Consider the following 26,324-nt stretch of genomic DNA (forward strand, 5'->3'; position numbering starts at 1 on the left):
TCATGTCGTTGCTCCTTGGACTTGAAAACTGAAATGGCCTTCATCGCTGCGCGCCAGGGCCAGCGACTGCGACGCGGGCAGGGCAACCCTTGCAGCGGCAAAGTTGGCCTCGATCGGCAACTCGCGTCCGCCCCGGTCCACCAGCACCACCAGCTTGACGCTGGCCGGACGCCCGTAGTCGAACAACTCATTGAGTACCGCGCGTATGGTGCGGCCTGTGTAGAGAACGTCATCGAGCACGATCAGGTTCGCACCGTTGACATCAAAAGGCAGCAGCGTCTGGCCACTCGCAGACAGGCCGCGCTGGGCAAAATCATCGCGGTGCATCGCCGAGGACAGGCTGCCGACGTCGTCCGCCAAGGCCAGGTCCGTACGCAGGCGTTCGGCCAGCCAGACGCCGCCAGACGCCACACCCACCAGGCGGGGTGCCTGCTCGTAGGCCGCCAGTATCTGCTGCATGGCGTGAAGGACTTCGCGGTACAAGGCCTCGGCGTCCAGGGTGAGGCTGGTCATGAAAGACTCCTTAAAAACTGCTCAAGGATTATGCAGGCAGACGCGGCATCGGCATCTGCCGCCCCCCGGGACAGGGCTTCGGTGGTGCTGTAGCGCTCATCGACCTCGAATACCTGCAGGCCAAAACGACCGCGCAGCTGGCGGGCGAACTTCAGCGCGCGCGCGGTGTTTTCATGGCTCGCACCGTCAGGGTGGAAGGGAATGCCGACCACCAGGGCGTCGGGCTGCCACTCGCTGATCTTCAGGGCAATGGCTGCAAAACGCGCGTCGCCTTCGGCGGTAATGCTGCCTTGAGGGGTGGCGGTGCGCGTCAGCCGGTTGCCGGTGGCAACCCCGGTGCGCTTGAGGCCAAAATCGAAAGCGAGAAATGTTTGATAACTGGCGGCCAGGGCAGGCGGGGCCAATGCACTCATGCGTGGCCGGCCTCGGGCGACAACATCCAGCTCTGCAAGCCCAGCAGCAGCAGCGCCTTGTCGTAACGCTGCTCGACCGGGGTATCGAAAATCAGCGACAGGTCAGCTTCGACGGTCAGCCAGCTGTTTTCCGAAATTTCAGACTCCAGCTGTCCCTCGCCCCAGGCCGAATACCCGAGCGAGATAAACACCTTGCGCGGCCCGGCCCCGGTGGACAGGGCTTCCAGTACATCCTTGGACGTGGTCATCTCCAGCCCGCCAGGGATGGTCATGGTCGAGGCATACACCGATTCGCTGCCTGGCAGCATGCATTCATGCAAAACGAAGCCGCGCTCGGTCTGCACCGGACCGCCCTGAAACACCGGCGATTCGGTCAGGTCTTCGCGGCGCAAGGGCAGCGCGACCTTGTCGAACAGGTTTTTAAGATTGATATCACTGGGTTTGTTGATGACCAGCCCAAGCGCACCCCGATTGCTGTGTTCACACATGTACACCACGCTTTTTTTGAAAGCCTCGTCGTCCAGACCGGGCATGGCGATCAGGAAGTGGTGGGTAAGATTGATCGGTGCAGAATCCATGGCCATGGCGTGATTTTACGCGCAGCGAGGCGGGGCCGGCAGAAAAAAGCACCGCCATGCCTTGCCCGCGTGCAGCCAGCCCAACGGCAAACTTCGCCACAAAAAGGTAGCCCCGTGACCCTGAGCAAGCGATATGACAAAGGCCTGATGTGGTTCAGGCGGGACCTGCGCAGCGACGACAACGCGGCGCTGTACCACGCGCTGAAGTCTTGCCGCCAGGTATTTTGCGTGTTTGTGCTGGACCGCGACATCCTCGGCGTATTGCCACGCGCTGATCGCCGGGTCGAATTTATCCGGGAGTCACTGGTGGATCTGGACGGCCAGCTGAAGCGCCTGACCGATGCCAACCGGCGGGCTGATGGCGGGCTGATCGTGCTGCATGGCAGTGCAGGCATAACGGTGCCGGAGCTGGCCCATGCCCTGTCGGTCAATGCGGTTTTCGCCAACCACGATGACGAACCCCGATCGCTGGCAAGAGACATCCTGGTGGCTGAAACCCTGGCAACAGCAGGCAGGTCTTTTCACACCTTCAAGGACCATGTGATTTTTGAGCGCCAGGAAGTGCTGACCCAAACCGGCAAACCCTACAGCGTGTTTACCCCCTACAAGAATGCCTGGCTCAAAAAGGTCGATGACTTTTACCTGCAGTCCTACGCGGTGCAGCGCCACGCTGCTGCACTGGCCGGGCGCCCTGAGGCCTACCGCGCGGCAACTCCCGAACTTTCGGGCTTCGGGTTTGTTGCGAGCAATCTGGCCGACCTGAAAATCCCAACCGGCAGCACCGGCGGCCAACATTTGCTTGACGATTTTGTGCCGCGCATGGATCAGTACCATGCCACGCGTGATTTCCCTGCCATCAAGGGCCCGAGTTATCTGGGCGTGCATCTGCGCTTCGGCACTGTGTCCATCCGGGCGCTCGCGACCACGGCCCTGAAGCTGCAGCAACGCGGCAGCGAAGGGGCTGCTGTCTGGCTCAGCGAACTGATCTGGCGCGATTTTTATGCGCAGATCCTGAGCAACTTCCCGCACGTGGTCGCGGCCGCCTTCAAGCCTGACTACGACAGCATCCAGTGGGAACAGGGACCGGGCGCCCAAGCGCTTTTCCAGGCCTGGTGTGACGGGCGCACCGGCTACCCGCTGGTCGATGCCGCCATGGCGCAAATCAACCAGACCGGCTATATGCACAACCGGCTGCGCATGGTCACCGCCAGCTTTCTGGTGAAGGACCTGGGCATCGACTGGCGCTGGGGCGAAGCGTATTTTGCCCGGCAGCTGAACGACTTTGATTTGTCGGCCAACAATGGAGGCTGGCAGTGGGCGTCGAGCAGCGGCTGTGACGCGCAGCCCTATTTCCGGATTTTCAACCCTGTCAGCCAGAGCGAGAGGTTTGATGCTGACGGAAAGTTCATCCGCAAGTACCTGCCGCAGCTGGCCCGCCTGCCTGGCACGACCATCCACAGTCCGTGGCTGGCGAGCCCCGCCGAACTGGCGGCCGCCGGTGTCGAGCTGGGACGGAACTATCCGTTTCCCCTGGTGAAACACGAGGAAGCGCGCGCCCGGACACTACAGCGTTATGCCCCGGTCAAGAAGCCCGGATGACCGAAATGCGCTACATTTTTTATAGCTGCCTGCGCTTGTGCATAAAGGGCTGAAGCCCTTTATCGCGTCAAACTGCAACTTCTGCGCTGCAGTAGTGACGAATCAGGCTGAGCAGCTCGTCGTCAGCATAAGGCTTGCCGAGGTAATGGTCGACGCCAAGTTCCTTGGCATGTTCGCGATGCTTTTCAGCGATGCGCGAGGTGATCATGATGATGGGCAAACTGCTCAAACGAACGTCACCGCGAATGTTGCGCGCAAGGTCAAAACCGTCCATACGCGGCATTTCGATGTCTGACAGCACGACCGTGGGCCGCTCCTCCTGTAGACGCTCCAGCGCCTGCAGCCCGTCAGCGGCCATGGACACGCGATAACCTTCGCGTTGCAGCAGCCGCTGCGTGACGCGCCGCACCGTGATCGAGTCGTCCACCACCAGAATCAGCGGTATCTGGGGCGCCGTCGGCATCTGCGAGGCCACGGCCAAGCCCGCCCCGCTCGAACCATCCGCCGCTGCCTGCTCCAGCATGTGCGGCTCGGCACTGTCGGAACTCCAGCCACGCGCCTGCTGGCCATACACCGTTGCCAGCGCCACCGGGTTGTAGATCAGCACCACAGCACCAGAGGCCAGCACCGACATGCCCGCCAAGCCTGGCAAACGGGACAGCTGCGGCCCCAGATTCTTGACCACGACCTCCTGGTTGCCGAGCACTTCGTCGACGTGAAGGGCCAGCCGTTGGGCGGCGCTTCGGAAAATGATCACCGGCGCGGTTTTCCCCTGCGGCTCGTTGCTGCGGCGTGAAGCCTGCAGCAAGGCGCCGGACCAGAAGAAGGGGACGGACTCACCCGCGACGTCGAGTACCCCGGTGTTGTAGGCCTGCTGCAAATCCTTGGCGGAAATCCGGCGCACGGTTTCCACCACGTTGGCGGGCACACCCACGGAGGATCCGCCCGCGCGCAGCATCACCACCTGCGTCACCGCAGTGGTCAGGGGCAAAACCAGTTTGAAGTTGGTACCTTTACCCGCCACCGTGCTGGTTTCAATGCGGCCGCCGAGGGCATTGACCTCGGAACGAACAATGTCCATTCCGATGCCGCGACCCGCGAGTTCTGTGACGTGGGAGGCGGTAGAGAAGCCGGGCATGAAAATCAGGTTGGCAGCTTCGTCGTCGCCGATCTGTTGTCCTTGCGCGAGCAGGCCCGATGACAGGGCCTTCTCGCGGATCCGCTGCAGATTCAGACCGGCACCGTCATCACGAAACCCGACGGACACGTCGTTGCCGGACTGCTGCACGCTCACAGTGATCAGACCGCTGGACTCTTTGCCAGCGCCAAGCCGGGCCTCAGGGGTTTCTATGCCATGGGCCACACAATTGCGCAGCAAATGCTCAAACGCCGGCGTCATGCGATCAAGCATGCCGCGGTCCATCTCGATCGTGCCGCCCTGCAAGTCAAGGCGCACCTGTTTACCGGTTTCCTTCGAAGCCTGCCGCACCACGCGGTACAAACGTTCCGAAATGCCTTCAAACTCCACCATGCGGGTACGCAGCAGGTCCCGCTGCAATTCGCGGGTCTGGCGCGCCTGGGCAATCAGATCGTCCTCGGTGGCTTCAACGGTTCGCTGCAAGGTGCGCTGAACGGTTGCAACGTCATTGACAGACTCCGCCATCATGCGGGTGAGCTCCTGAACGCGGGTAAAACGGTCGAACTCCAGGGGGTCAAACCCGAGTTGAGCTTCCTTGGCCTGCTGCAAGCGCGACTGCATCTGGGTTTCGGAGTGCAGTTCTACGTCGCGCAACTGTGAGCGCAAGCGGTTCAAGTTGCCGCTCAAATCGTTGAGAGAGCCGCGCAGCTGGTTCAGCTCGGCCTCCAGCCTGGAGCGCGTGATCATGACTTCACCGGCTTGGTTGACCATGCGGTCCAGCAGTTGCGAGCGCACCCGGATCGAGCCGGAAGCGGCCGGACGCAGAGGTTGCAGAGCCGTGGCCTGTGCCATGGACATCACAACCTTCCGGCCGCCCACCGGCGCGGCAGCTGCGAGCGCATTGGCGGGCTCCGCGCTTGCCGGGTCGGCCCTCTCCGCTGGCGCCGACAGCGGTTCAAGAGCTTCGAGCGCACCGGATTCGCCCGGATGGCGCAAGGTCTCGAAGTTCATCTGCATGGCATCAAAGGTCACCAGCAGCGCATCAAAATTTTGCGAGGCGGCGGCAGCAGAGCCCATGTGTTCAATGTCAGACTCAATGCGGTGCGCCATTTCACCGAGTCGCATCGCGCCCGCCAGCCTGGCACTGCCTTTGAGGGTATGCAGGGCACGCAGCACCTCATTACGGGCGCCCATATTGTCCGGACGGGCCGCCCATTGCCGCAGGCCAGCACCCAGCTGCGGCATCAGCTCAGCCCCTTCTTCCTCAAAAATCGCGAACAGATCAGGATCAATCGCATCCACCGCGTCGAATTCGTCGTCGATGTCTTCGTTAAAGGCCGAGGCCGTAGCCGACGACGGGTTGGCAGGCAACGCGACGGGATCGGGCGAGGAGGCAGACGCCAAAGCAGGTGCAGGCGCAGGAACAGCGACGGGAGCCGATGGAACGGGGGCCTCTGGCGCAGCGACCGTGACGGTAGGTGTGCTCAACGAAACCGGCGCGCTGATTACCGCCCTGATGACAAATTTGCTCGCGGGCGCAGCAGGCAGCTCCTGGGCAGCCATGGGGACATCCCCCACTTTTGCAGTGCTTTCAGCGCCTGGAAGCTCTTCGCTGGTGGTCTCGGAAAAGTCTATGTTACGCAAAGCCTGCAGAATTTTCGCATCCGGCTGTTTAAGAAAACCGGCTGCAAACTGGTGCAGCAGGCGCCGGATGTCTTCGGCAGCACTGACGAACAACGGGCCGTGTCTGCTGCCGACATCTCCAGGCTGGATCTGCGATTGCTGCAAGGCGTGCTCCAGCGCCCGGGCCATCTCGGAGAGGGCGTCAAACCCAACAGTCGAAGAACTGCCTGCCAGTGAATGCGTGAGCGCCAGGGTCGAGTCCCCGATGGGCTGGCCCCGCTCCATGGTCCACTCCGTCACCTCGGTCACCAGCCTGCGAGACCACTCGTCGGCTTCGTTCAGGTACACGTTGTAAAGCGGAATACCGATACGCAACGAACCAATCACCTTGACCTGGTCGTCCCCCGCCGTCTCCAGCGATGCGGGCTCCATCACGTCATCGGGCTCAGCAAGCAATTCAGTACCAGACGCCGATGGGCTAGCGTCTTCTACCTCGTTGTCGGAAGCAGGGAAGGAAAAATCAAACGTTGTATCGTCCGATGTTTTTACTGGCTCCTGCTGGGTTTCTGGAGCCCTGACCGGCTCGGTGTCCAGCACCGCTGACGAGAAAAAATGCGCATCAAAATCGGTGGCAGACAGTTCCACGGAGTCTGCCTGGGCCGCTGGTGCCGGCTCCTCCATATCCAGCTCAAACACACTGTCAGGAGAAGTCTGCACCGCAGCTGGCGCAATGGCATCAAGCTCGGACAAGGACGACAAACTTTCAAAATCAATGCCCTGGATCTCGGCGGGCGGCTGCTCGGGCGCCACGGCCAGTGGTTTGGCCGCGGGCGGTGCATCCAGCGCAAAGTCAAAGTCGAAATCGGTGTCCGACTGCGGGGCGGGCATCTGCGGCGCGACCTGAGCAGCTTCGAGCAGCGGCTGCGCCGCCTGCGGCAACCCAATCGCGCTGAAACGCCCTTCTGTTCGCATGGCGTCGGCACTGCTGCGAAACGGCGCAGCCTTCCACGAGGCATCGCAGTTGGCAGAAATATCGCCAATCCAGGCAACAAACCCGTCCATCGCCTGAACGCACAGCGCGCGAAAGATGTCATTTGACGGCTTTTGCTCGGCAAGCCAGCCATTGAGCAGTTGCTCCATGGACCAGGCGGCTTCGCCAAACTCATTCAGTCCCACCATGCGCGAACTGCCCTTGAGTGTGTGAAAGGCGCGGCGAAGTATCGTCAGCTCGCCAATATCCCCAGGCTCATTCGCCAGCGCGGCGATGGCAGCTTGCGCCTGCCCAGCCACCTCGCGCGCCTCCTCAAGGAAAATATCGCGCAAGTCGTCTTCTTCGAACTCTTCGGGCGCGGTGGCCGGTGCTTGAGGCGCTGCGTCTGGCCTCGTGGCCGCAACCAGATCGGTGAGCGAACCGGTATTCGTCTGGGTGTTCCCCGCCACAGCCACCGCAGCATTGCGGGCAGTCTGCGCCAGCCCGGGCTGGTCGGCCAGAGCCGCACGCGTGGCAAGGACATCAAGCTTGACACTGAGGCTTTCGGCCGAAACACCCGCCTGGGCGTCCTGCACAACCGAAAGAACCTCCTGGGAAAGTTCACTCTGGACCCTGACTGCCGCAGCAGCGTCCGGCGCCGCCAGGCTGCGTCCCATCAGCGGCTTGAGTTCGCCCTTGACCTCGTCATAAACAAACAGCTTCTTTGCCAGCGCAGGCTGGTAGTTGAGCATGTCGATCAGAAAGCTCAAGGCCCCCAGGTTGTTGCCCAGTTGGTCAAAAGTTCCGGCAGAACGGGCCAGTTGCTCGTCAACTTCCGTGACCAACATCTGCTCGACACTGTCGCGCATGCGCAGCACCGCGTGAGAAGCCTGGTCCAGCCCCAGGACTGACAGCACTCCACGCATCTGCGACAACTGGCCCGGCACCGCCACCAGGACAGCCTTGTCCTGTGGATCGCGGAAAAACAGGTCCAGTGATTTTTCAAGCTCGCTGAGGGAAATACGCAGCTCGCCCACCACGCTGCCCATGGTCTGCTTATCGCTTACATGCCGGTAAAGCTCTTCCATCCAGGCTTCCAGTGGCTGGGCTCCGCCGCCATTGCGGACATCGTCCAGCCGCTCTGCCAGGCGCGCCGTCCGGATTGTGAGTTGCGGATCGCTGGGATCGAGATCGTCAAAGGCAGCTTCCAGATACAGGACAGCTGTCGCGACTTCGAGCGCCAGCTCGATAGGGGGTGCCTGCGCGGAGCGAACCGTGGTGTCGATGACTCGCGACAAGGCCTGTGCCAGCGGTTCGCTCGGAGGGTAGAGCTTGACCAGGGAATCCGTGACCAGACTGAACTGGTCGGCCAGGGTCTTGAACTTGCTCAAATCACCGGCAGTCAGCGAGGACCAGGTTTCCTTGGCATACACGATTCGCTTGCGCGCTTGCGCCAGCAAAGCCGGGTCAAAGCGGCCAAACTGTACGGCTTCATAGTCAACCGGCTTGAAACGCGCCAACCCGTAACTCGCACGAACTGCGGACAGGACGGGTGCGTCACTGGCGCGATGGGCTACCGCTTGAGAACAGAAGAACAGCAAGTCCTGGGCAAGCCGGTCCGAGGCGTTGCTGCCGCCCTTGGCGAACGCGGCATATTGCAACAGGATGCGCGAAGCAGCACGCTTGGCGTAGAGATCGACCTTGATCAGCCCATGCGAAATGGCTTCGAAATAAGCCGCCGCGATTTTCCAGAACACGCGCGGCTCGCCACCGGGCTGCGCCTTGGCGAAGCCCAGGCACACGTCTTTGAAGCTTTGCGCCGCTTGCGCATCGCCCGTTCGCATGATTTTCAGTACCAGCTGGTCGAGCAGCTGCCTTGATGCGTCATCGTAAGCCCGGGCTTCCACGGGGAGGTCCGTGACCGGTTCAATCCAGCGCCATTCAAACACCCACAGGTCCGCCGGATGAATGCGGTCAGCGCCGACCAGCCCCTGAACATCGCGGTACTGGGGGAAAAGTGAAACGGCGGAGACTGGCTTGTCTGCCAGCACCCCCTCAAGATATTCCGTCAGTGCAAAACTGGCCAGCTCGACCTTGGCCGCAGCATCCTGACTGCATTGCTCCGGACGCTGGATAAATTTCTGGACCGCCGCCTCCATGGCCCGCAGCACCAACGCCGGTGCACCCAGGCCCACCATCTCCAGCGCGCCCACCGCCTGGTGCAATTGCTGGCGGGCGATGCGCAGCTGGCTCGCATCGAGCGCCGCCAGGTCAGACCCCCTGGCCAGCTCAGCGTCGCGCACAAAACGCTTCAAGGCCTTGGCAGCGCCATCCAGCGATTTACGCAGTTCGTCCAGTACCCAAGCCAGCGGGCCCAGATCACTGACAGCCAGGTCGAGTTCAGCGGCTGTTGAATTCGGGTCGTTCGGTTGCATAAATGGCGGGCCGGTTCATAAATCGGAGTTCACGGACAAAGGCAGCGAAGGACTGCCTCAGGCAATCTTGAATCGCGAAACGGACTGCCGCAGTTCTTCCGCCATGCGCGACAAGTCACGCACCTGCTGGGCCGTCGAACGTGTACCTTCGCCGGTTTGCTCCGTCACAGCAAAAATGTGCTGGATGTTGCCGGCCACCACGTTGGCCGATTCGGCTTCGCGGGATGCGGCGTTGGAAATCTGTTCAATCAGGTCAGCCAGCCGGCGCGACACCTGGTCAATCTCGGTCAGCGCGGTACCTGCGCTGTCTGACAGCTTGGCACCTTCGACCACACCCTGCGTGGAGCGCTCCATGGCGGCCACGGCATCCTGCGTGTCGGTCTGAATCGCCTTCACCAGCGCGGAAATCTGGCGCGTCGCATCGGCGGAACGTTCAGCCAGCCGCTGCACCTCCTCCGCCACCACGGAGAAGCCGCGTCCCGCCTCACCGGCAGAGGCAGCCTGAATGGCAGCGTTCAGCGCCAGCACGTTGGTCTGCTCGGTAATGTCCGAGATCAGTTCGGTAATTTCGCCAATCTCCTGGGAGGACTCACCCAGCCGTTTGATCCGTTTGGACGTTTCCTGGATCTGGTCGCGGATGGAGTTCATACCGCCGATCGCGTTCTGCACGGCCTGCAAACCTGATTCGGCAGCGGTCAGCGATTGGCGCGCCACCTGGGACGATTCCTGCGCCTGACTGGACACCTGGTTGATTCGGGTTGCCATGTCGAGCACCGACTGGCCGGTTTCGCGAATTTCACGCAACTGCTCGGTCGACGCGGCCAGCAGCTCGGTGGAAGTGCTTTCCACCTGGGCGGTGGTTTGCGCCACGCGGGTCGCCGTGTTCTGCACGTTGCCCACCAGCTGACGCAACTCCTCCACCGTGTAGTTCACCGAGTCGGCAATGGCGCCGGTGATGTCCTCGGTCACCGTCGCCTCCTGGGTCAGGTCGCCCTCGGCAACTGTCTGCAACTCGTTCATCAGCCGCAAAATGGCGGCCTGGTTGGCATCGTTGACGCGCTTGGCGTCCTGCTCCTGGCCCTTGGCTTCCTGCCGCTGGCTTTCAGCTACACCCTGGCGCTGGCGGCTGTCCAGCACCTGCAAACGGGCCAGGCCTGCCGCACAAAGCAGCGCAAAGGCCGCAGCGACTGCGAGTGTGGTCAAGGCGCCTACACCCAAACCAGTCTGTGACGAGAGCTTGCCCTGAATATCCTCCAGACCGCGGCGCAAGGGCTCACTGTCGGAAATAATCGAGGCCTGGGCTTCGCGTGCAGACACCAGACCCTGCAAGTTGCCCAAAATGGCGCCGGCCTGAACGCGTGTCTGTTCATACAGCGCCATCAGCGCTTCAAGCCGCTCGCGTGTCTGGGGGTCCTTGGAGCCCGCCAGACGCAGCTCGGGGCTGCCTTCCTGCAGTCCTTGGGCAATTTCCTTGAAGGAGTTCAAATCCTTGCCAAGCAAAAACACCGCCTCCGGGCTCACGCCCTCCATGGTCAGGAACTCATTGGCCGATTTACCAATGCGCTGCGTCAACATCACGAGCTGGCCGGCTGCAGAGATTTCTGCCGGGGGGGCATTTTGCTGAAGTTTGAGCGAAGCCACGGTTTCAGCGATTTCCAGCAGGTCCGACGACTGTCGGTTGATGGTACGCAAAGCGCTGCCCACCTGCGTCAGAATCGCCTGCTGCCTCATCACCGTGGATGCGTTTTTCTCGGCGCGCTCCATCAACGGCGTCACTGCGGCAACCTCCGGCTGCAACTCGGGAGCCACACGTGCCAAACGCAGCGACGTCTCGCCGGACTTGAGGCCGCGCACGGTTTTGGCCAACACATCGGAGCTCTCCCGCACGTCGGGGAATGCCTGGGCACTACCTACCAGCGCCTGCGAAACCGACTTGGCCAGCCGCTGCGACTGCATCAGCGATTGCCCGGTAGCCGCCACCTGTTGCGCCACCTGGTCCGCCTGATTCAACGCAACAACGGTCACGGAACCCAACACCACGACTGCAAAACCCAACAAGACCAGCAGCACCTGCTGATGCGCCCCCATGCGGCGGCGCCCGAGTATCGGCAGCGACAGGAGTACGACGTTTTCAGGCGTGTCATCAGCGTTCTGGCTCTCCGGCCCGGTACCGCTTTCGGCGGGGATGGGCGCCGCCATGCTGCCTGGTGAATTCATCGCGTCCGTCGCCAGAGGATCGACCGACATGTCGAGTGAAACATCATCCATGCTGTCCTGGGGCGCAGCGGGCTTTGTTTTGAATAGCTTCTGGATATTTTCAATGACAGACATGGTGAGCCTTCCGGGAAAAACGTGAGAGCGCTACGCGCTGATGGTCAAAAAGTGGACTTGTTGCGCGAGCGACTGCAGGTTGATCTCCTGCCACCGGCTACCGTTGGCATCGACATAGCTGTGGCCGAAGAACTCCGGCGATTCGGGCGACCTCTCGGCAAAATCGGTGAAGGCCTCGGGGTTGCGCAAGCCGGCAAGCTTGTCAATCTGCAATGCGCAGTTGATTTCGAGCGCGCTGTTGAGCGCAACCAGGCGAGACTCGGTGCGCGTCATTTCGCTGCGCGGTGGCGGCATCTTCCCGCTTACAAAACTGGCCAGATCGACGATGCCGTAAAGACCGCCGCGCAAATTGGCAACACCGGCGAACCAGGCCTGCGTGTAGGGCACGTTTTGCGCGCTGACCCATGGGAAGATTTCTCCAGACTGGTTCAACGGGAACAGGTACTTGTCGCCACCTGCCTCCACGGCCAGCCAGGAAGCCGAGACACCCTGTGTCTTGGCGGCTTGCAGCCTGTCGGCCAGACGACTTTGTAGTTCTCTAAGTGCTTGTCGATTGGCCATGCTTTAGTGAGTTCGGTAGCGAATCAGCCCAGCGCCTTGATTTTGGCCATCAGGTCGTCGGCATCCACCGGTTTGGTGATGTAGTCCTTGGCGCCCTGGCGCATGCCCCAAACACGGTCGGTTTCCTGGTTTTTGCTGGTACACATGATGATGGGTACATCAGCGTAAAGAGGATCTCGCGTGATGGCACGCGTGAGCTGAAAACCATTTTGCCCGGGCATCACCACGTCCATCAGGATCAGGTCGGGTTTTTCCTCGGCAAGCCGACGAAAGGCGTCTTCCGCATTCTCGGCGGTTTTTACTGAAAATCCGTTCTTGCCGAGCAGGTCGGTCATGAACATCAGTTCGGTTTTTGAATCATCCACGATCAGGATTTTCTTAATTGCCATTACGCTACTCCTTGTTTTGCGCTGCCAAGTTCCTGGACGGTATGCAGCAGCTGGTCTTTGGTAAACGGCTTGGTCAGGTAGTCTTGGGATCCGACCATCCTGCCTCTCGCCTTGTCGAAAACGCCGTCTTTGGAAGACAGCATCACAATCGGGACATTTGAAAATTTCGGGTTGCGCTTGATGATCGCGCATGTCTGATAGCCGTCCAGGCGCGGCATCAGAATGTCGCAAAAAATCAGGTCGGGCAAATAATCATTGACCTTGGCCAGCGCGTCGAAGCCGTCTTCGGCCAACAGCACCTCATGGCCGCCCTGTTTCAGGAATATTTCTGCACTGCGGCGTATGGTGTTGCTGTCATCGATGACCAACACCTTGAACCCTGAACTGGGAATACTCACTGACTGCGCTCCTTATAACGCGCAGCCGGCAGGCCGGGCCCGCTGAGCATTTGTGTAGACAACTGATCAGGCATTCAGATCTGAACCATTTCAAAGTCTTCTTTTCGTGCCCCGCATTCAGGACAGGTCCAGTTCATGGGAACCTGGGCCCACGGCGTACCTGCCGCAATGCCGTGTTCTGGCGCCCCCGTCGTTTCGTCATAAATCCATCCACAGATTAAACACATCCAGGTCATTGTTTGGGTCACAGCTTAAGTTGCCTTCGAATAGAATGCAACAATTGTACCGAGGCGGCGTTGCTTATTCGCGTACAAGACAAAATCCAGCCTATGGCAAACCCCAACCCACCTCCTCTAGATGCCCCGCAAATGGAAGCAGAGGAGGGCGAAACATCTCCAGCCTGCGTGATGACCTTCAACGCCAGCGACCCCAGCGGCGCCGGCGGCTTGACGGCGGACATCAGCGCCATCACCTCCGCTGGCGCCCACGCGCTGGCGGTCGTCACCGGCGCCTATGTGCGCGACACCGCCGAAATTTTCGATCATATTTGCTTTGATGAGGATGCCGTGACCGAACAGGCCCGAACCGCGCTCGAAGACATGCCGGTCAGCGCCATCAAGGTCGGCTTTGTCGGCAACCCGGAAAACATCAGCGCTATCGCGGAGATCGCATCGGATTATGCTGACGTGCCGCTGATTGCCTACATGCCCAACCTGTCGTGGTGGGAAGAAGATGCCATCGACAATTACCTGGACGCCTTCCGCGAACTGTTGCTGCCGCAAACCACTGTGCTGGTGGGCAACCACAGCAGCCTTTGGCGCTGGCTGTTGCCCGACTGGGCCGGCGACAAGAGCCCTTCGGCCCGCGACATCGCCAAGGCGGCAGCTGAGTTTGGTGTGCCTTACACCCTGGTCACCGGCATCCCCCTGCCTGAACAGTTCATTGACAACGTGCTGGCCACGCCGCAGGCGATTCTTTACAGCGAGAAGTTCGAGCGTTTCGAGGCCGTGTTTGCCGGTGCTGGCGACACGCTGACCGCTGCCGTTTCGGCCCTGCTGGCCAATGGGCACAACCTGCAGGCCGCCACCAGCGAGGCCCTGACCTATCTCGATCACAGCCTGGACGCAGGCTTTCACCCAGGCATGGGCAACATCGTGCCTGACCGCCTGTTCTGGGCCCAGACGGACACCGACGCCGACGGCGACGACGCCGAAAGCGCTGATCCCGCCCCCGCCCTACCCCCTTTCGACATACTCATCAATGGCACCAAACACTAGCCCCGACAATTCCCGCAACACGGCCCTGTTCGAACGCGCAAGAAAACTGATCCCCGGTGGGGTCAATTCGCCGGTACGCGCCTTTAAAGCGGTCGGTGGCACACCGCGGTTCGTGCAACGCGCGCAGGGCGCCTGCTTCTGGGATGCCGATGGCAAGCGCTACATCGACTACATCGGCTCCTGGGGGCCGATGATTCTCGGTCATGGCCACCCTGCCGTGGTCGAAGCGGTCCAGCGGGCCGTCCTGGAAGGTTTTTCTTACGGCGCACCCACCGAACGGGAGGTCGAACTCGCCGAAGAAATTGTGCGGCTGCTGCCGTCCATCGAAATGCTGCGCCTCGTCAGCTCGGGCACCGAAGCAGCGATGAGCGCGATCCGGCTGGCGCGCGGTGCGACGGGGCGCAGCAAGATCATCAAGTTCGAAGGCTGTTACCACGGTCACGCCGACGCTCTGCTGGTGAAGGCCGGCTCGGGCCTGGCCACCTTCGGCAACCCGACAAGCGCCGGCGTGCCGCCCGAGGTGGTGCAGCACACGCTGGTGCTCGAATACAACCACATCGCGCAGCTGGAAGAAGCCTTCGTCCTGCATGGCAGCAGCACCGCCTGCCTGATGATCGAGCCGATTGCAGGCAACATGAACTTTGTACGGGCGAGTGTGCCCTTCATGAAACGCTGCCGCGAGCTCTGTACCCAGTACGGCGTGTTGCTGGTGTTTGACGAAGTGATGACCGGTTTTCGCGTGGCTCTCGGTGGCGCGCAGAGTGTTTATGCGAAAAGTATTCCTGGCTTCAAGCCCGACATGACCGTGCTGGGCAAGGTCATAGGCGGCGGTATGCCGCTGGCGGCCTTCGGCGGAACCCGCGCGGTGATGGAGCAGCTGGCGCCGCTGGGCCCGGTGTACCAGGCCGGCACGCTGTCGGGTAACCCGGTGGCTACCGCCTGCGGGCTGGCGACCTTGCGCGAGCTGCAAAAACCGGGGTTTTACGAGGCGCTGTCCGGACGTACAAGGAGCCTGACCGGCGGCCTGACGCAGGCGGCCCACCAGGCCGGCGTCACCTTCAGCGCCGACAGCGAAGGCGGCATGTTCGGCTTTTTCCTGCTTGACCCGCTACCGCAGAACTACGCCACCGTGATGACCACCGACGGCCCGGCCTTCAACCGATTCTTCCACGCCATGCTTGATGAAGGCATTTACTACGCGCCGGCCTTGTACGAAGCCGGCTTTGTCAGTTCGGCGCACACGGCTGCGGATATTGAAGAAACGGTGGATGTGGCCGCGCGGTTTTTTGCAGGGAACTGAGCCGGCTTGCTTTCGGGTTGCCGCAGTTCCGGGCATCCCGCTGCGTCAGTCGTCTGCTTTTGGCAGCAGGTCTGACTCCTCACTCCCACCCCTAACCCATGCCCTCGCCCTTCTGGGCGATGGAGGGGGGACTTCATTTGGCCGTGTGTGCTGCGCTGGGGTAGATGAATGGCGGTCACTTTGGAAAGACCCGGGCACCACATTTGCTATAAATTCAATAGCTGCCTGCGACTGTTCGATAAGGGCTAAAGCCACATGTGGCGTACAGAATCGACTCAATGCCGGAAGTGCCGCACCCCGCTGAGCACCATCACCACACCACGCTCATCCGCCGCTGCAATCACTTCCTCATCCCGCATGCTGCCACCCGGCTGGATCACGCAGGTAGCGCCGACATCAACCACCACATCGAGGCCGTCGCGAAACGGAAAAAAGGCGTCGCTGGCCACGGCAGAACCTTGAAGGTCGAGGCTGGCGTTGGCCGCCTTGATGGAGGCAATACGCGCCGAGTCGATGCGGCTCATCTGGCCGGCGCCCACGCCCAGGGTCATGCCGTCGCCGCAGAACACGATGGCGTTGGACTTGACGTATTTGGCGACCTTCCAGGCGAACAGCAAATCCTGCAATTGCGCCGGCGTCGGCTGCAGCTTGCTCACCACCTTCAGGTCGGCCAGCACGAGTTCGTGGTTGTCGGCGGTCTGCATGAGCATGCCGGAACCGACACGCTTGACGTCCATCAGGTTGCGGCCTTGCTTCCACGCGGTGTCGCCGCCAGGCGGCAGCGCGACCTGCAGGATACGCACGTTGACCTTGGTCTTGAATACTTCCAGCGCCGCAGGTGTGAAGGCGGGGGCCATCAACACCTCGACGAACTGTTTGACGATCTGCTGCGCCGCTGCTTCGTCCAGCGTGCAGTTCAGCGCGATGATGCCGCCGAAGGCCGAGGTCGGATCGGTCTTGAAAGCCTTGCTGTAGGCCTCCAGCGCATTGGCACCCACCGCCACGCCGCAGGGGTTGGCGTGTTTGACGATGACACAGGCCGCAGACTCCGTGAAACTCTTGACGCACTCCCAGGCCGCATCCGCGTCGGCGATGTTGTTGTAAGACAGCTCTTTGCCCTGCAGTTGCATGGCGGTCACCAGCGAACCCGGCGCCGGATACAGGTCACGGTAAAGCGCTGCCTGCTGGTGCGAGTTTTCGCCATAACGCAGGTCCTGCACCTTGATAAAGCGGCCATTGGCCTGGCCCGGAAACAGGCTGTGCGCACCGTCAGCCTGAATGCCTGAGAGGTAGTCGCTGATCGCGCCGTCGTACTGGCTGATGCGGTTAAACGCGGCCACCGCCAGAGCAAACCTTGTCGCGTCGCTGAGCTCGCCCGCCTTGAGTTCCTCGAGCACGCCGGCGTATTGCGAGGCGTCAGTCAGCACCCCCACATCCTTCCAGTTCTTGGCTGCCGAGCGCACCATGGCCGGGCCGCCGATGTCGATGTTCTCGATGGCGTCTTCCAGCGTGCAGCCGGTTTGAGCCACTGTGGCCTCAAAAGGATAGAGATTGACGATCAGCAGGTCGATGGTATCGATAGCGTGCGCCTTCAGGGCGGCCATGTGTTCGGGCAAGTCACGGCGTGCCAGCAGCCCGCCGTGGATGGCAGGGTGCAGCGTCTTGACACGGCCGTCGAGCATTTCAGGAAAGCCGGTGTGGTCGGCAACCTCGGTGACCGGCAGGCCGGCGTCAGCCAGCAACTTCGCTGTCCCGCCCGTGGACAGCAGCTTGATGCCCAGCGCGTGCAGTGCGCGTGCGAATTCAACAATGCCGGTTTTGTCGGAGACGGAAATCAATGCCTTCATGTCAATCACTTCAAGGTCGGCGGGCGAGGTTGCGTTCATGGTCTTCTTTGTTTCTGGTGCGCGCAAGCCGCGCTGCGTGGAGCGGTTTTACTTGATCAGCTTGTGGTCAATCAGCTTCTTGCGCAGCGTGTTGCGGTTCAGGCCCAGCCATTCGGCGGCCCGCGACTGATTCTGGTCGGCCTGCTGCATCACCACCTCCAGCAGCGGTTTTTCGACCACCCGCACCATCATCTCGTACATGCCGTCGGGTTCGGTGCCGCGCAGGTCCTTGAAATAACTCTCCAGACTGCTGCGCACGCACTCTTCGATCTGCTTCTTGCTCATGCGAGCTCCCCCTGCCTGTCCTGTTGTTGTTCATTCAAGTCGCCGCCCGCAGCCACCGGCATGCGGTCCATCTCGGCGCCCAATCCGTCAAAAAAACCTGCAACAGCCTGCCATTGCGTCTCGCAATCGTCCAGCAGGTTCATGCGGCTACGAAAGGCCTCGCCACCGGGCAGCGTCCTGACATACCAGCCGATGTGTTTGCGCGCGCTGCGCACACCGCTGAACGCGCCGTAAAGTTCGTAGTGATCCAGCAGGTGATCGAGCAGCAAACGCCTGACCTCAGCCACCAGTGGCGGCGCAAGATGCGTGCCGGTTGCCAGGAAATGTGCGATCTCGCGAAAGATCCACGGGCGTCCCTGGGCCGCTCTGCCTATCATTACCGCGTCGGCGCCGGTGTACGCCAGCACATCGCGGGCTTTTTCCGGGGTGTGGATGTCGCCATTGGCCACCACCGGAATACGCACCGCAGCCTTGACGGCGGCAATCGTGTCGTACTCGGCCTGGCCCTTGTACCCCTGGGCGCGTGTGCGACCATGCACTGCGAGCATCTGCACGCCGGCGGTCTCGAAGGCGCGCGCCAGCGTGACCGCATTTTTGTGCGACTCAGCCCAGCCCGTGCGCATCTTCAAGGTGACCGGCACGCCGCGTGGCGCGCAGGCTGCGACCACGGCCTCGGCAATGGCCAGCGCCAAGGGCTCGTCCTGCATCAACGCCGAGCCGGCCCACTTGTTGCAGACTTTCTTGGCCGGGCAACCCATGTTGATGTCGATGATCTGGGCGCCACGGTCGATGTTGTAGGCGGCCGCTTCAGCCATCATCTGCGCATCGGTGCCTGCGATCTGCACCGCAATCGGCGCAACTTCGCCGTCGTGGTTGGCGCGGCGCGACGTTTTCAGCGTGTCCCACAGGTCGCGGCGCGAGGTCACCATTTCACTGACCGCGTAACCCGCGCCCAGCGCCTTGCACAGGCGCCGGAAAGGCCGGTCGGTGACACCGGCCATCGGCGCGGCAAACAGGTTGTTTGCCAGGACATAGGGGCCGATGTTCATGAAGGTGCTGGAATGGTGCTTGCCGAAAAGAGGTGTGATTGTAACTGCCCAAAATTTCAGCAATCGAAATTCGCACACGGATTTGCAAGCGTCCGCCCTACAGCGTTGGCGTCACGGCACTCTCTATACTCGCTGCAGATGGAACTCTGGATACAACACCTGACTCAAGCGCTGGCCTTGCCAGAGTACGGTCTGAGCACAGTGTTCGTGGTCTCGTTTATTTCAGCGACCCTGTTGCCGCTGGGCTCCGAGCCCGTGGTGTTCGGGCTGGTCAAACTCAACCCGCACATGTTCTGGCCCGCCATTTTGGTGGCCACCGTCGGCAACACCTTGGGCGGCGCACTGGACTGGTGGCTGGGCTACGGCGCGCACAAGGTGGTGGACAAATATTCACATTCCTCGCACCATGGCCGGGCCATCCGCTGGCTGGAAAAACTCGGGCCCAAAGCCTGCCTGCTGGCCTGGCTTCCGGCCGTGGGCGACCCGCTGTGCGCGGTGGCCGGCTGGCTCAAGTTTCCGTTCTGGCCCTGCGTGGCCTACATGGCGATCGGCAAATTTGCGCGTTATTTCATGATGACGGGCGCGCTGGTCTGGGCGTTTCCTGGCGACTTCAAATTTCTCGGCGGGTGAATATGGCCCCCACGCTCGCTCACTGCGTGTGGCTCGCTGCCCCCCCGAGGGGGCGCATTTTTTCTCGGGAAGCCCTGCGAAAAAAAGACCCCCACGTTCGCTCACTGCGTGTGGCTCGCTGCCCCCCGAGGGGGCGCATTTTTTCTCGGGAAGCCTTGCGAAAAAAAGACCCCCACGTTCGCTCAGTGCGTGTAGTTCTCTGTCCCGTATGGACTAGAACCGCTCGGTCGGCAGCAGGTAACGCCACTGGCCCACCGGCAGGCTGCTCATGGAAACCCGGCCTATACGTATGCGTTTCATGGCCTGCACGCTCAGGCCCACGCTTTCACACATGTAGGCGATTTGTCCGGGGCGCTCGCCCTTGAGCGCAAAACGCAAACGGGTTTCGTTCTGCCAGCTGACCTTGGCGGGCGGCAACAGCGCGCCATTGAACGTAAAACCGTGATCGACGCGATTGAGCCGTTCCAGCCCCCCGGTGCTAGGCGTGCCAGTCACCTCCACAATCACTTCATGCTCCATCACCGAGGCGTCCTCGCTGAGCTTGCGCGCGACCCGCCAGTCCTGGGTGAACACCACCAGGCCGCTGGCCGGTGTCGCCAGCGGTGTCGCGAGGGCCTGCGTGCTGAAATGTTTCTTGAGCGGCCGGATGCCGGAGCGGTCGTCCCCGGCCCGGTTGTTCGTCGTGAGCAACTGCGCGGCGGGGGCAGCCCGGCTTGACGCGGCATCGAGACCGGCTGCATAACCGGGCGGCTTGTGCAGAAGCAGCGTGACCGGCGCCAATGCCAGCAAGCTGGCATCGCCGTCGAGCTCGATCTTCTGCTTGAGGACGCGAAACTGCGGCTCCTCCACCACCACGCCATCGACCCGCACCCAGCCGCCCTCGATGTACTGCTCGGCCTCGCGGCGCGAGCAGGACAGCATTTCAGCCAGGCGCTTGGCCAGGCGCTGATCGGGACGGACGGGTTCTGTCATGGGCAAGGGTCTCTGGAGATTCGACAATTTGCTACCAAATCAATAGCTGCTTGCGCCCGCAGAACAAGGGCTGGAGGCCTTTTTCACTCTGAAGCAGCGACGCACCGGCCGCTGCAGGCGTCAGCTGCTGAACAGGAAATTCATCACGTCGCCATCCTTGACGACGTATTCCTTGCCTTCGCTGCGCATCTTGCCCGCGTCCTTGGCGCCTTGCTCACCCTTGAAGGCGATGTAGTCGTCGAAGGCGATGGTCTGGGCGCGGATATAGCCTTTTTCAAAATCGGTGTGAATCACACCGGCCGCCTGCGGGCCGGTGTCGCCCACATGGATGGTCCAGGCGCGCACTTCTTTCACACCGGCGGTAAAGTAGGTCTGCAGGCCCAGCAGCTTGTAGGCGGCGACGATCAGGCGGTTCAGGCCGGGTTCCTCTTGGCCGATCTCGGCGAGGAACATCTTCTTGTCCTCTTCCTCCATGTCGGCCATCTCGGCTTCCATCTTGGCGCAGATCGCGACCACCGGTGCCTTCTGCTCGGCGGCATAGGCCTTCAGCCGGTCCAGGAAAGGGTTGTTCTCGAAACCGTCCTCGGCCACGTTGGCCACGAACATGGCCGGCTTGGCAGTGATCAGGAAGAACTGCTTGAGCAGCGACAGCTCTTCCTTGCTGAAATCGATGGTACGGACGGGTTTGGTGTCATTGAGCGCGACCTGGCACTTCTCCAGGATAGCCACAAGCTTGATGGACTCCTTGTCGCCGGAACGCGCCAGCTTGGTCACGCGATGCAGCGCTTTCTCGACGGCGGACAGGTCGGCCAGACACAGTTCGGTCTGGATCACCTCGATGTCGGAGATCGGGTCGACCTTGCCCGCCACATGGATGACGTTGTCGTCCTCGAAGCAACGCACCACATTGACGGTGGCATCGGTCTCGCGAATGTGCGCCAGAAACTTATTGCCCAGTCCCTCGCCGGTGCTGGCGCCAGCGACCAACCCGGCAATATCCACAAACTCCACGATAGCGGACTGGATCTTCTCCGGATTCACGATGGCGGCCAATTGGGCCAACCTCTGGTCAGGGACTTCCACAATTCCCACATTGGGCTCAATCGTGCAAAAAGGATAATTTTCAGCCGCAATGCCCGCCTTGGTCAAAGCATTAAAAAGGGTCGATTTCCCCACGTTGGGCAAACCTACAATACCGCACTTCAAGCTCATGAGAAACCTTCAAAAACAGGCTGAGAAGTGTATGCGATTTGCGCTTGTGCAGATCGCGGGCCTGGCACTGGTGGTACTGGGGGCACTCGCCGCCGCGCCCAGCCAGGCCCAGCCGGTGCTGATATTGCACGACCCGAATGTCTCGTTCGACCTGCAGGCCCAGGGTCTGGCATGGGTAGACGCCGAGGCCAAAGCCAGCATTGCGCAGGTGGCGGCCGGTCAATTCCAGGCTTTGATGAGCCCGCCGCGCAGCAACACCATCTACACGCTGGGTACCCAGGCCGCGCTGTGGCAACACTATCGCTTTCTGGAACCCCTTGACTCGCACCACCAGTGGGTCCTGGAGTTTCCGATTCCGCTGCTCGACAAAGTCACCGTGTACCAGCTGTCGGCACGCGGGCAATGGTTGGGGCAGACCGCAGGCGACACCGTGCCCGTCTCCAGCTGGCCTGAGCGGGGGCGGTATGGGCAATTTTCACTGAACTTGCAACCCGGTGTGATGAGGGACGTGTATGTCCGCATCCAGCACCAGACCCAGATCAACATCCCGGTCAATGTCATCTCGAGCGCGACCAGAAGGCAGCGGGTACAGGTCGATTACATGTTGATCGGCGTCGTTTTTGGTGCCTTGCTTCTGCCGGTGGTTGCCAGTGCGGCGCAGAGCTGGGTGTACCGCGACCGGCTATATGGCTGGTATGCGGGCTATGCGGGCTATGCGGGCTATGCGGGCTATGCGGCCATCATGATGGGCGTCATCGCCACCACCAGCGGTACGGCCGGCCATCTGCTATGGGGCGACTCCGCCGCCTGGAACAACGCGGCACAGGGTTTTTTGGGGCTGATCGGCGGCTGCGTTGCGCTGCTGAGGGTCAGGGCGCTTTGCGGCTCGAATACCCACTACGCGCGGCTTGATCGGGTCCGCTAGTGGACCGCCCTGGCCGGTCCGGTCCTGGCGCTGCTTTTTGTGGTGATGGACCGGGGATGGGGTGTTCGCCTGATCGGTGTCTACCTGACGCTGTGCGTCGTATTGGGCCTGGTAACGGCGTTTCTGGCGTCGCGGCGCAGGGATGTGGTCGGCTTGTGGGTGCTGGGCGCCTTCACGCCCCTGTCGGCAGCCACCTTGCTGGCGGTGGCGCGTATTTTCGGCTGGGTACCCAGCTCGTGGCTGATCGAGCACTCGCTGATGATCGCGCTGGCCGCAGAGGCACCTTTGCTGCTGGTGGCATTGAACATCCGTTCGCGCGAGCGTCACATCATTGAAACCCGCGAGCAGGCCATGTCCAGCCAGGATGCGCTGACCGGCCTGCTGACCCCGCATCTTTTCAGCGATCGGCTGTCACAAGTACTGTCCCGCGCCAAGCGCAACAAGGAAGCGGCTGCCGTGGTGTATATCGAGCTGGTCAACTACAACTACATCAAGCGTACCCACGGCATTGCAGTGGCCGAGCAAAGCCTGCTGCGCAGCGTGATCAAGCTGCGCCGCATCCTGCGCGATGTGGATACCGTGGGCCGGGTGGACGAGGCTCGCTTTGGCCTGATCATGGAGGGGGTGTCCTCCCGCGAGCCGGTCACCGACATGGCCGCACGCCTGATCGCGGCAGGCCTCATGCCGCTCAAGGGCCTCAAGCCCGAAGTTATCCTGCAGTTTCACATTGCCGGCGTACTGCTCACCGAAAAACTGCTGGACGGGCCGCAACTCGCGCAAGCCCTGGCTGACCAGCTGACCGGCATGGCGGCCCGCACGCGCCGGCCCATCTGATTTCTGGAGCCGGAGCTGACACGGCCCATGCCGCTGGAAGTGGACTCCGGCCTCGATGACAGCGACGGTGACAGCCTGCCTGCGCAGCAATCCACGCAGACTGTCGCCTGACCCTGGGTGGCCCCTGTCAGTCGAAGCGGTAGTTAGCCGTGACAGCCTGCCCCACCCGCAGCAGGTGGTCCTCACTGTCCAGCCGGATCAGGTTCATGCCGAAAGTCAATGCGCCGCCGAGCTGCGGGTCCTGGCGGTAGGTCTGCAGCATGTCATTGACCTCCGGGCTACTCAGCGCGGTGGCTGGGTCGATGTTGGGGATCGGGCAACGCGCACATGGCTTGACCGGTTTGAGCCGGGCCAGGCCCTGCTCGGTGCCGACCTGCAACTCATTGAGCCGGTCCTCGTCATGGGCCACCAGTGCCTGCGCAGTGTCGCCGGACGCATTGCCCAGCACGATGTTGGGCCGAAAACGCTCCATGGTCACAGGCGCGCTGCCTTCGGCCAGAAGTTTGTCGTTGAGGCCAGCCAGCGAGGCTTCGCTGATCACCAGCAGCGGGTAACCGTCGCTGAACTGGTTGAGCGCCTCGACGCTGCCCGTCCAGCGCGGGCTGGACAGGCGCTTTTCCTCCGGGTCAAACCGAACCAGGCGCAGCTTGGCACCCAGAAAATCGCTGAACCACTGGGCCGCTACCGGACCCATGTCGTAGGCCTTGACCTCGTCGTCCCAAACCTTGACGCGCACAGGCTCCTGAACCTGGTCCAGCGCAATGTGCAGGGCCAGCATGCCCGGCGCGCGAAGCACCATGTCCTGGGTCTTGAGCTGGGGGCGGATCAGCGCCATGCGCGGCAACTCGCGCTGCGTCACAAATTCACCCTGCTTATCGACCACCATCCACGCGCGGTCAAACTCGAGGCCAGTTTCCGTCAGGATGGCTTCGGTCACCTGCACGCCGGCACAGGATTTGACGGGGTACACCCACAAGGCGGTGATGACCGCGTCAACATCGGTTGGCGCTGCGCCGGGTGATTCGCTCAATGATTCACTCACTTGACAAGTCCTTCAAAAAATTCGGGTCGGATCGCATGGAAGGCCCGATTTTGCACTGCCTTCTAAAATGAATCATGTCCAAACCCTTTGATGTCTGTATCCGCGGCGGCGGGGTGGTCGGCCGCACGCTGGCTCTGCTGCTGGCACGCGAGCGCCTGCGCGTGGCGCTGGTCACCCGTCCCGCGCCTGACGTCAACCCGTCCGCGCCCACCGCCCAGGATCTGCGGGCCTACGCGCTGAACGCCGCATCGCGACAGCTGCTGGAGTCGCTCAGGGCCTGGCCAGAGGAGCCGTCGGCCACACCCGTGCTCGCCATGCAGGTCTGGGGCGACGACGGCGGCCGGCTCGATTTCAACGCAGAACCCGACAGCAGCACGCCGCTGGCCTGGATCGTCGATGTGCCGGCACTGGAGCAACAACTCGCCGACGCCGTGTATTACCAGCCACAGATCGAAGCTGTTCCGGCGCCCGTCCAGGCGGCGCTTCAGGTGGTGTGCGAAGGCCAGAAAAGCAGCAGCCGCAACGAGTTCGGCGCCACCTGGAGCGTCAAGCCGTACCCGCAAAAAGCCATCGCGGCCCGCCTGCTAAGCAATCTGGCACACCGGGGCGTGGCCCGACAGTGGTTCAGCCAAGGCGAGGTGCTGGCCCTTTTGCCAATCGGCGGCGCGGACGGGAACTCTGTGGCGCTGGTCTGGTCTGTCTCTGTGGAGCGTGCGGCTTCACTGGAAAAAATGTCACCTCAAGAGTTATCCGCGGCCGTTCAGGCCGCCTGCGGCACCAAAGCGGGCCACCTGCAACTCACCAGCAGCCTGTCAAGCTGGCCGCTGGCACTGTCCACCGCCGAACGCTGGGTCGGGCCAGGCTGGGCATTGGCAGGTGACGCTGCACACACGGTGCACCCGCTGGCTGGCCAGGGTCTGAATCTGGGGTTGGCCGATGCAGCGGCACTGGCCGGGGTGATTCGCCAGCGCGAATACTGGCGCGGCCTGGGTGACGAGAAACTGCTGCGCCGCTATGAACGGGCGCGCAAGGCCGATGTAGCCGCCATGGGCGCGGTGACGGACGGCTTGCACGGCCTGTTTGCGCAGACCGATGTGCGCTGGCAGGTCCTGCGCAATTGGGGCATGAAGGGATTTGCACGCAGCGGCCCGCTCAAGACGTGGGTGACGCGTCAGGCGATGGGCGTCCGCACGGACGGTGTGCGTCAGATTTAGAGAAGATTTAACCAACGACTGGAAGAAATGATGAAATTATTCAAGGCCATGGCGGCCTGCAGCCTGCTGGCCCTTGGCCTGAGTGCCGCTGTCGCGCAGGAAGCGGCGATCCGCAAAAACCTGATGGATCGCCTGCCCAACCTCCCGACCATCGATGAGATCAGCAAGTCGCCCATGGCCGGCCTGTACGAGATTCGAGTCAATGGCAACGACATTTTCTACACCGACGCCGAAGGCAACTTCCTGATTCAAGGCAGCCTGATTGACACCAAGCTGCGGCGCAACCTGACCGAAGAGCGCGTGGATAAACTCAATGCCGTGGCCTTCGACGCCTTGCCGCTCAAGGATGCGTTCACCATCGTGCGCGGCAACGGCAAACGCAAGCTGGCCGTGTTCGAAGATCCGAATTGCGGCTACTGCAAGCGCTTTGAACGCGACATGCAAAAAGTCACGGATGTGACCATCTACATGTTTCTTTATCCCATCCTGGGGCCCGACTCCGTCGAAAAATCGAAAAATCTATGGTGTGCCAAGGACAAAGGCAAGGCCTGGCAGGACCTGATGGTGCATGACCGGCCGGTAGCGCCCGCCAGCTGCGACAGCAGCGCGCTGGCGCGCAACATTGAATTCGGCAAAAAGTACCGTATCACCGGCACGCCCACACTGATTTTTGCCGACGGCTCGCGCGTGCCTGGCGCGGTCAGCGCGCCGCAGGTCGAGAAATACCTGAACGACGCCAAGGCTCCCTAA

Annotated in this window: 23 protein-coding genes; 8 read left to right on the forward strand and 15 right to left on the reverse strand. The window is 61.8% G+C overall.

Annotated elements, in window-relative coordinates; genetic code table 11:
- The 3 genes from pyrR to ACESMT_RS08920 are packed head-to-tail and all read right to left on the reverse strand — an operon-like array spanning position 1 to position 1,510.
- Positions 1-513, reverse strand: a complete 513-nt coding sequence (gene pyrR, locus ACESMT_RS08910) for a bifunctional pyr operon transcriptional regulator/uracil phosphoribosyltransferase PyrR (protein ID WP_372826213.1) — start codon at positions 511-513, stop codon at positions 1-3.
- Positions 510-926 (reverse strand): Holliday junction resolvase RuvX, encoded by a 417-nt coding sequence (gene ruvX, locus ACESMT_RS08915; RefSeq protein ID WP_372826214.1) that lies wholly within the window; start codon positions 924-926, stop codon positions 510-512. The genes pyrR and ruvX overlap by 4 nt, the downstream gene beginning before the upstream one ends.
- Positions 923-1,510 (reverse strand): YqgE/AlgH family protein, encoded by a 588-nt coding sequence (locus ACESMT_RS08920; protein ID WP_372826215.1) that lies wholly within the window; start codon positions 1,508-1,510, stop codon positions 923-925. Before ACESMT_RS08920 ends, ruvX begins: the two co-directional genes overlap by 4 nt.
- 141 nt (positions 1,511-1,651) lie before the next feature.
- Between ACESMT_RS08920 and ACESMT_RS08925 the strand changes: the two genes are divergently transcribed.
- The gene (locus ACESMT_RS08925; protein ID WP_372826237.1) at positions 1,652-3,103 is read left to right on the forward strand and encodes a deoxyribodipyrimidine photo-lyase; all 1,452 of its coding nucleotides are present in this window, start codon (positions 1,652-1,654) and stop codon (positions 3,101-3,103) included.
- Positions 3,104-3,170: 67 nt separating this feature from the next.
- Here the strand turns inward: ACESMT_RS08925 and ACESMT_RS08930 are convergent, their stop codons facing one another.
- The 6 genes from ACESMT_RS08930 to ACESMT_RS08955 form a co-directional block, all read right to left on the reverse strand.
- Complete coding sequence (locus tag ACESMT_RS08930) at positions 3,171-9,269, reverse strand: Hpt domain-containing protein (RefSeq protein WP_372826216.1); 6,099 nt, start codon at positions 9,267-9,269, stop codon at positions 3,171-3,173.
- 57 nt (positions 9,270-9,326) lie between these two features.
- Positions 9,327-11,600 (reverse strand): methyl-accepting chemotaxis protein, encoded by a 2,274-nt coding sequence (locus ACESMT_RS08935; protein ID WP_372826217.1) that lies wholly within the window; start codon positions 11,598-11,600, stop codon positions 9,327-9,329.
- Positions 11,601-11,630: 30 nt separating this feature from the next.
- Entirely contained in the window at positions 11,631-12,161 is a 531-nt protein-coding gene (locus ACESMT_RS08940; protein WP_372826218.1) for a chemotaxis protein CheW, read from the reverse strand.
- Positions 12,162-12,184: 23 nt separating this feature from the next.
- On the reverse strand, positions 12,185-12,550 hold the full coding sequence (locus ACESMT_RS08945) for a response regulator transcription factor (RefSeq protein ID WP_296922753.1): 366 nt from the start codon (positions 12,548-12,550) through the stop codon (positions 12,185-12,187).
- Complete coding sequence (locus ACESMT_RS08950) at positions 12,550-12,948, reverse strand: PleD family two-component system response regulator (RefSeq protein ID WP_372826219.1); 399 nt, start codon at positions 12,946-12,948, stop codon at positions 12,550-12,552. The genes ACESMT_RS08945 and ACESMT_RS08950 overlap by 1 nt, the downstream gene beginning before the upstream one ends.
- 74 nt (positions 12,949-13,022) lie before the next feature.
- Positions 13,023-13,196: a rubredoxin gene (locus ACESMT_RS08955; RefSeq protein ID WP_372826220.1), complete on the reverse strand. Its 174-nt coding sequence runs from the start codon at positions 13,194-13,196 to the stop codon at positions 13,023-13,025.
- A gap of 81 nt (positions 13,197-13,277) precedes the next feature.
- On the opposite strand from ACESMT_RS08955, the gene ACESMT_RS08960 reads away from it, so the two are divergent.
- On the forward strand, positions 13,278-14,225 hold the full coding sequence (locus tag ACESMT_RS08960; protein ID WP_372826221.1) for a hydroxymethylpyrimidine/phosphomethylpyrimidine kinase: 948 nt from the start codon (positions 13,278-13,280) through the stop codon (positions 14,223-14,225).
- Positions 14,209-15,525 carry a glutamate-1-semialdehyde 2,1-aminomutase gene (gene hemL / locus ACESMT_RS08965; protein WP_372826222.1) on the forward strand — a complete coding sequence of 439 codons (1,317 nt, stop codon included), beginning with the start codon at positions 14,209-14,211 and terminating at the stop codon, positions 15,523-15,525. The genes ACESMT_RS08960 and hemL overlap by 17 nt, the downstream gene beginning before the upstream one ends.
- Positions 15,526-15,800: 275 nt before the next feature.
- Here hemL and purH read toward each other — a convergent pair whose 3' ends face one another.
- The 3 genes from purH to dusB form a co-directional block, all read right to left on the reverse strand.
- Positions 15,801-17,378, reverse strand: coding sequence for a bifunctional phosphoribosylaminoimidazolecarboxamide formyltransferase/IMP cyclohydrolase (gene purH / locus ACESMT_RS08970; RefSeq protein WP_372826238.1), 1,578 nt, complete (start codon positions 17,376-17,378; stop codon positions 15,801-15,803).
- A gap of 81 nt (positions 17,379-17,459) precedes the next feature.
- Positions 17,460-17,696: a Fis family transcriptional regulator gene (locus ACESMT_RS08975; RefSeq protein ID WP_372826223.1), complete on the reverse strand. Its 237-nt coding sequence runs from the start codon at positions 17,694-17,696 to the stop codon at positions 17,460-17,462.
- Entirely contained in the window at positions 17,693-18,745 is a 1,053-nt protein-coding gene (gene dusB / locus ACESMT_RS08980; RefSeq protein WP_372826224.1) for a tRNA dihydrouridine synthase DusB, read from the reverse strand. Before dusB ends, ACESMT_RS08975 begins: the two co-directional genes overlap by 4 nt.
- A gap of 138 nt (positions 18,746-18,883) precedes the next feature.
- On the opposite strand from dusB, the gene ACESMT_RS08985 reads away from it, so the two are divergent.
- Positions 18,884-19,375: a YqaA family protein gene (locus tag ACESMT_RS08985; protein WP_372826225.1), complete on the forward strand. Its 492-nt coding sequence runs from the start codon at positions 18,884-18,886 to the stop codon at positions 19,373-19,375.
- A gap of 213 nt (positions 19,376-19,588) precedes the next feature.
- Here the strand turns inward: ACESMT_RS08985 and ACESMT_RS08990 are convergent, their stop codons facing one another.
- A complete protein-coding gene (locus ACESMT_RS08990; RefSeq protein WP_372826226.1) occupies positions 19,589-20,347 on the reverse strand; it encodes an rRNA pseudouridine synthase in 759 nt (252 codons plus the stop codon).
- Positions 20,348-20,467: 120 nt separating this feature from the next.
- Positions 20,468-21,559 carry a redox-regulated ATPase YchF gene (gene ychF, locus ACESMT_RS08995; RefSeq protein ID WP_372826227.1) on the reverse strand — a complete coding sequence of 364 codons (1,092 nt, stop codon included), beginning with the start codon at positions 21,557-21,559 and terminating at the stop codon, positions 20,468-20,470.
- 31 nt (positions 21,560-21,590) lie between these two features.
- On the opposite strand from ychF, the gene ACESMT_RS09000 reads away from it, so the two are divergent.
- A complete protein-coding gene (locus ACESMT_RS09000) occupies positions 21,591-22,484 on the forward strand; it encodes a 7TM-DISM domain-containing protein (RefSeq protein WP_372826229.1) in 894 nt (297 codons plus the stop codon).
- A 24-nt stretch (positions 22,485-22,508) separates the two neighbouring features.
- Positions 22,509-23,318: a diguanylate cyclase domain-containing protein gene (locus ACESMT_RS09005; protein WP_372826239.1), complete on the forward strand. Its 810-nt coding sequence runs from the start codon at positions 22,509-22,511 to the stop codon at positions 23,316-23,318.
- Positions 23,319-23,445: 127 nt separating this feature from the next.
- Here ACESMT_RS09005 and ACESMT_RS09010 read toward each other — a convergent pair whose 3' ends face one another.
- A complete protein-coding gene (locus tag ACESMT_RS09010; RefSeq protein WP_372826230.1) occupies positions 23,446-24,360 on the reverse strand; it encodes an MOSC domain-containing protein in 915 nt (304 codons plus the stop codon).
- Positions 24,361-24,434: 74 nt separating this feature from the next.
- Between ACESMT_RS09010 and ACESMT_RS09015 the strand changes: the two genes are divergently transcribed.
- The gene (locus ACESMT_RS09015) at positions 24,435-25,574 is read left to right on the forward strand and encodes an FAD-dependent monooxygenase (protein ID WP_372826231.1); all 1,140 of its coding nucleotides are present in this window, start codon (positions 24,435-24,437) and stop codon (positions 25,572-25,574) included.
- A 30-nt stretch (positions 25,575-25,604) separates the two neighbouring features.
- Complete coding sequence (locus ACESMT_RS09020) at positions 25,605-26,324, forward strand: DsbC family protein (protein WP_372826232.1); 720 nt, start codon at positions 25,605-25,607, stop codon at positions 26,322-26,324.

It is taken from the genome of Polaromonas sp. (assembly GCF_041689105.1).
Classification (GTDB): domain Bacteria; phylum Pseudomonadota; class Gammaproteobacteria; order Burkholderiales; family Burkholderiaceae_C; genus Polaromonas.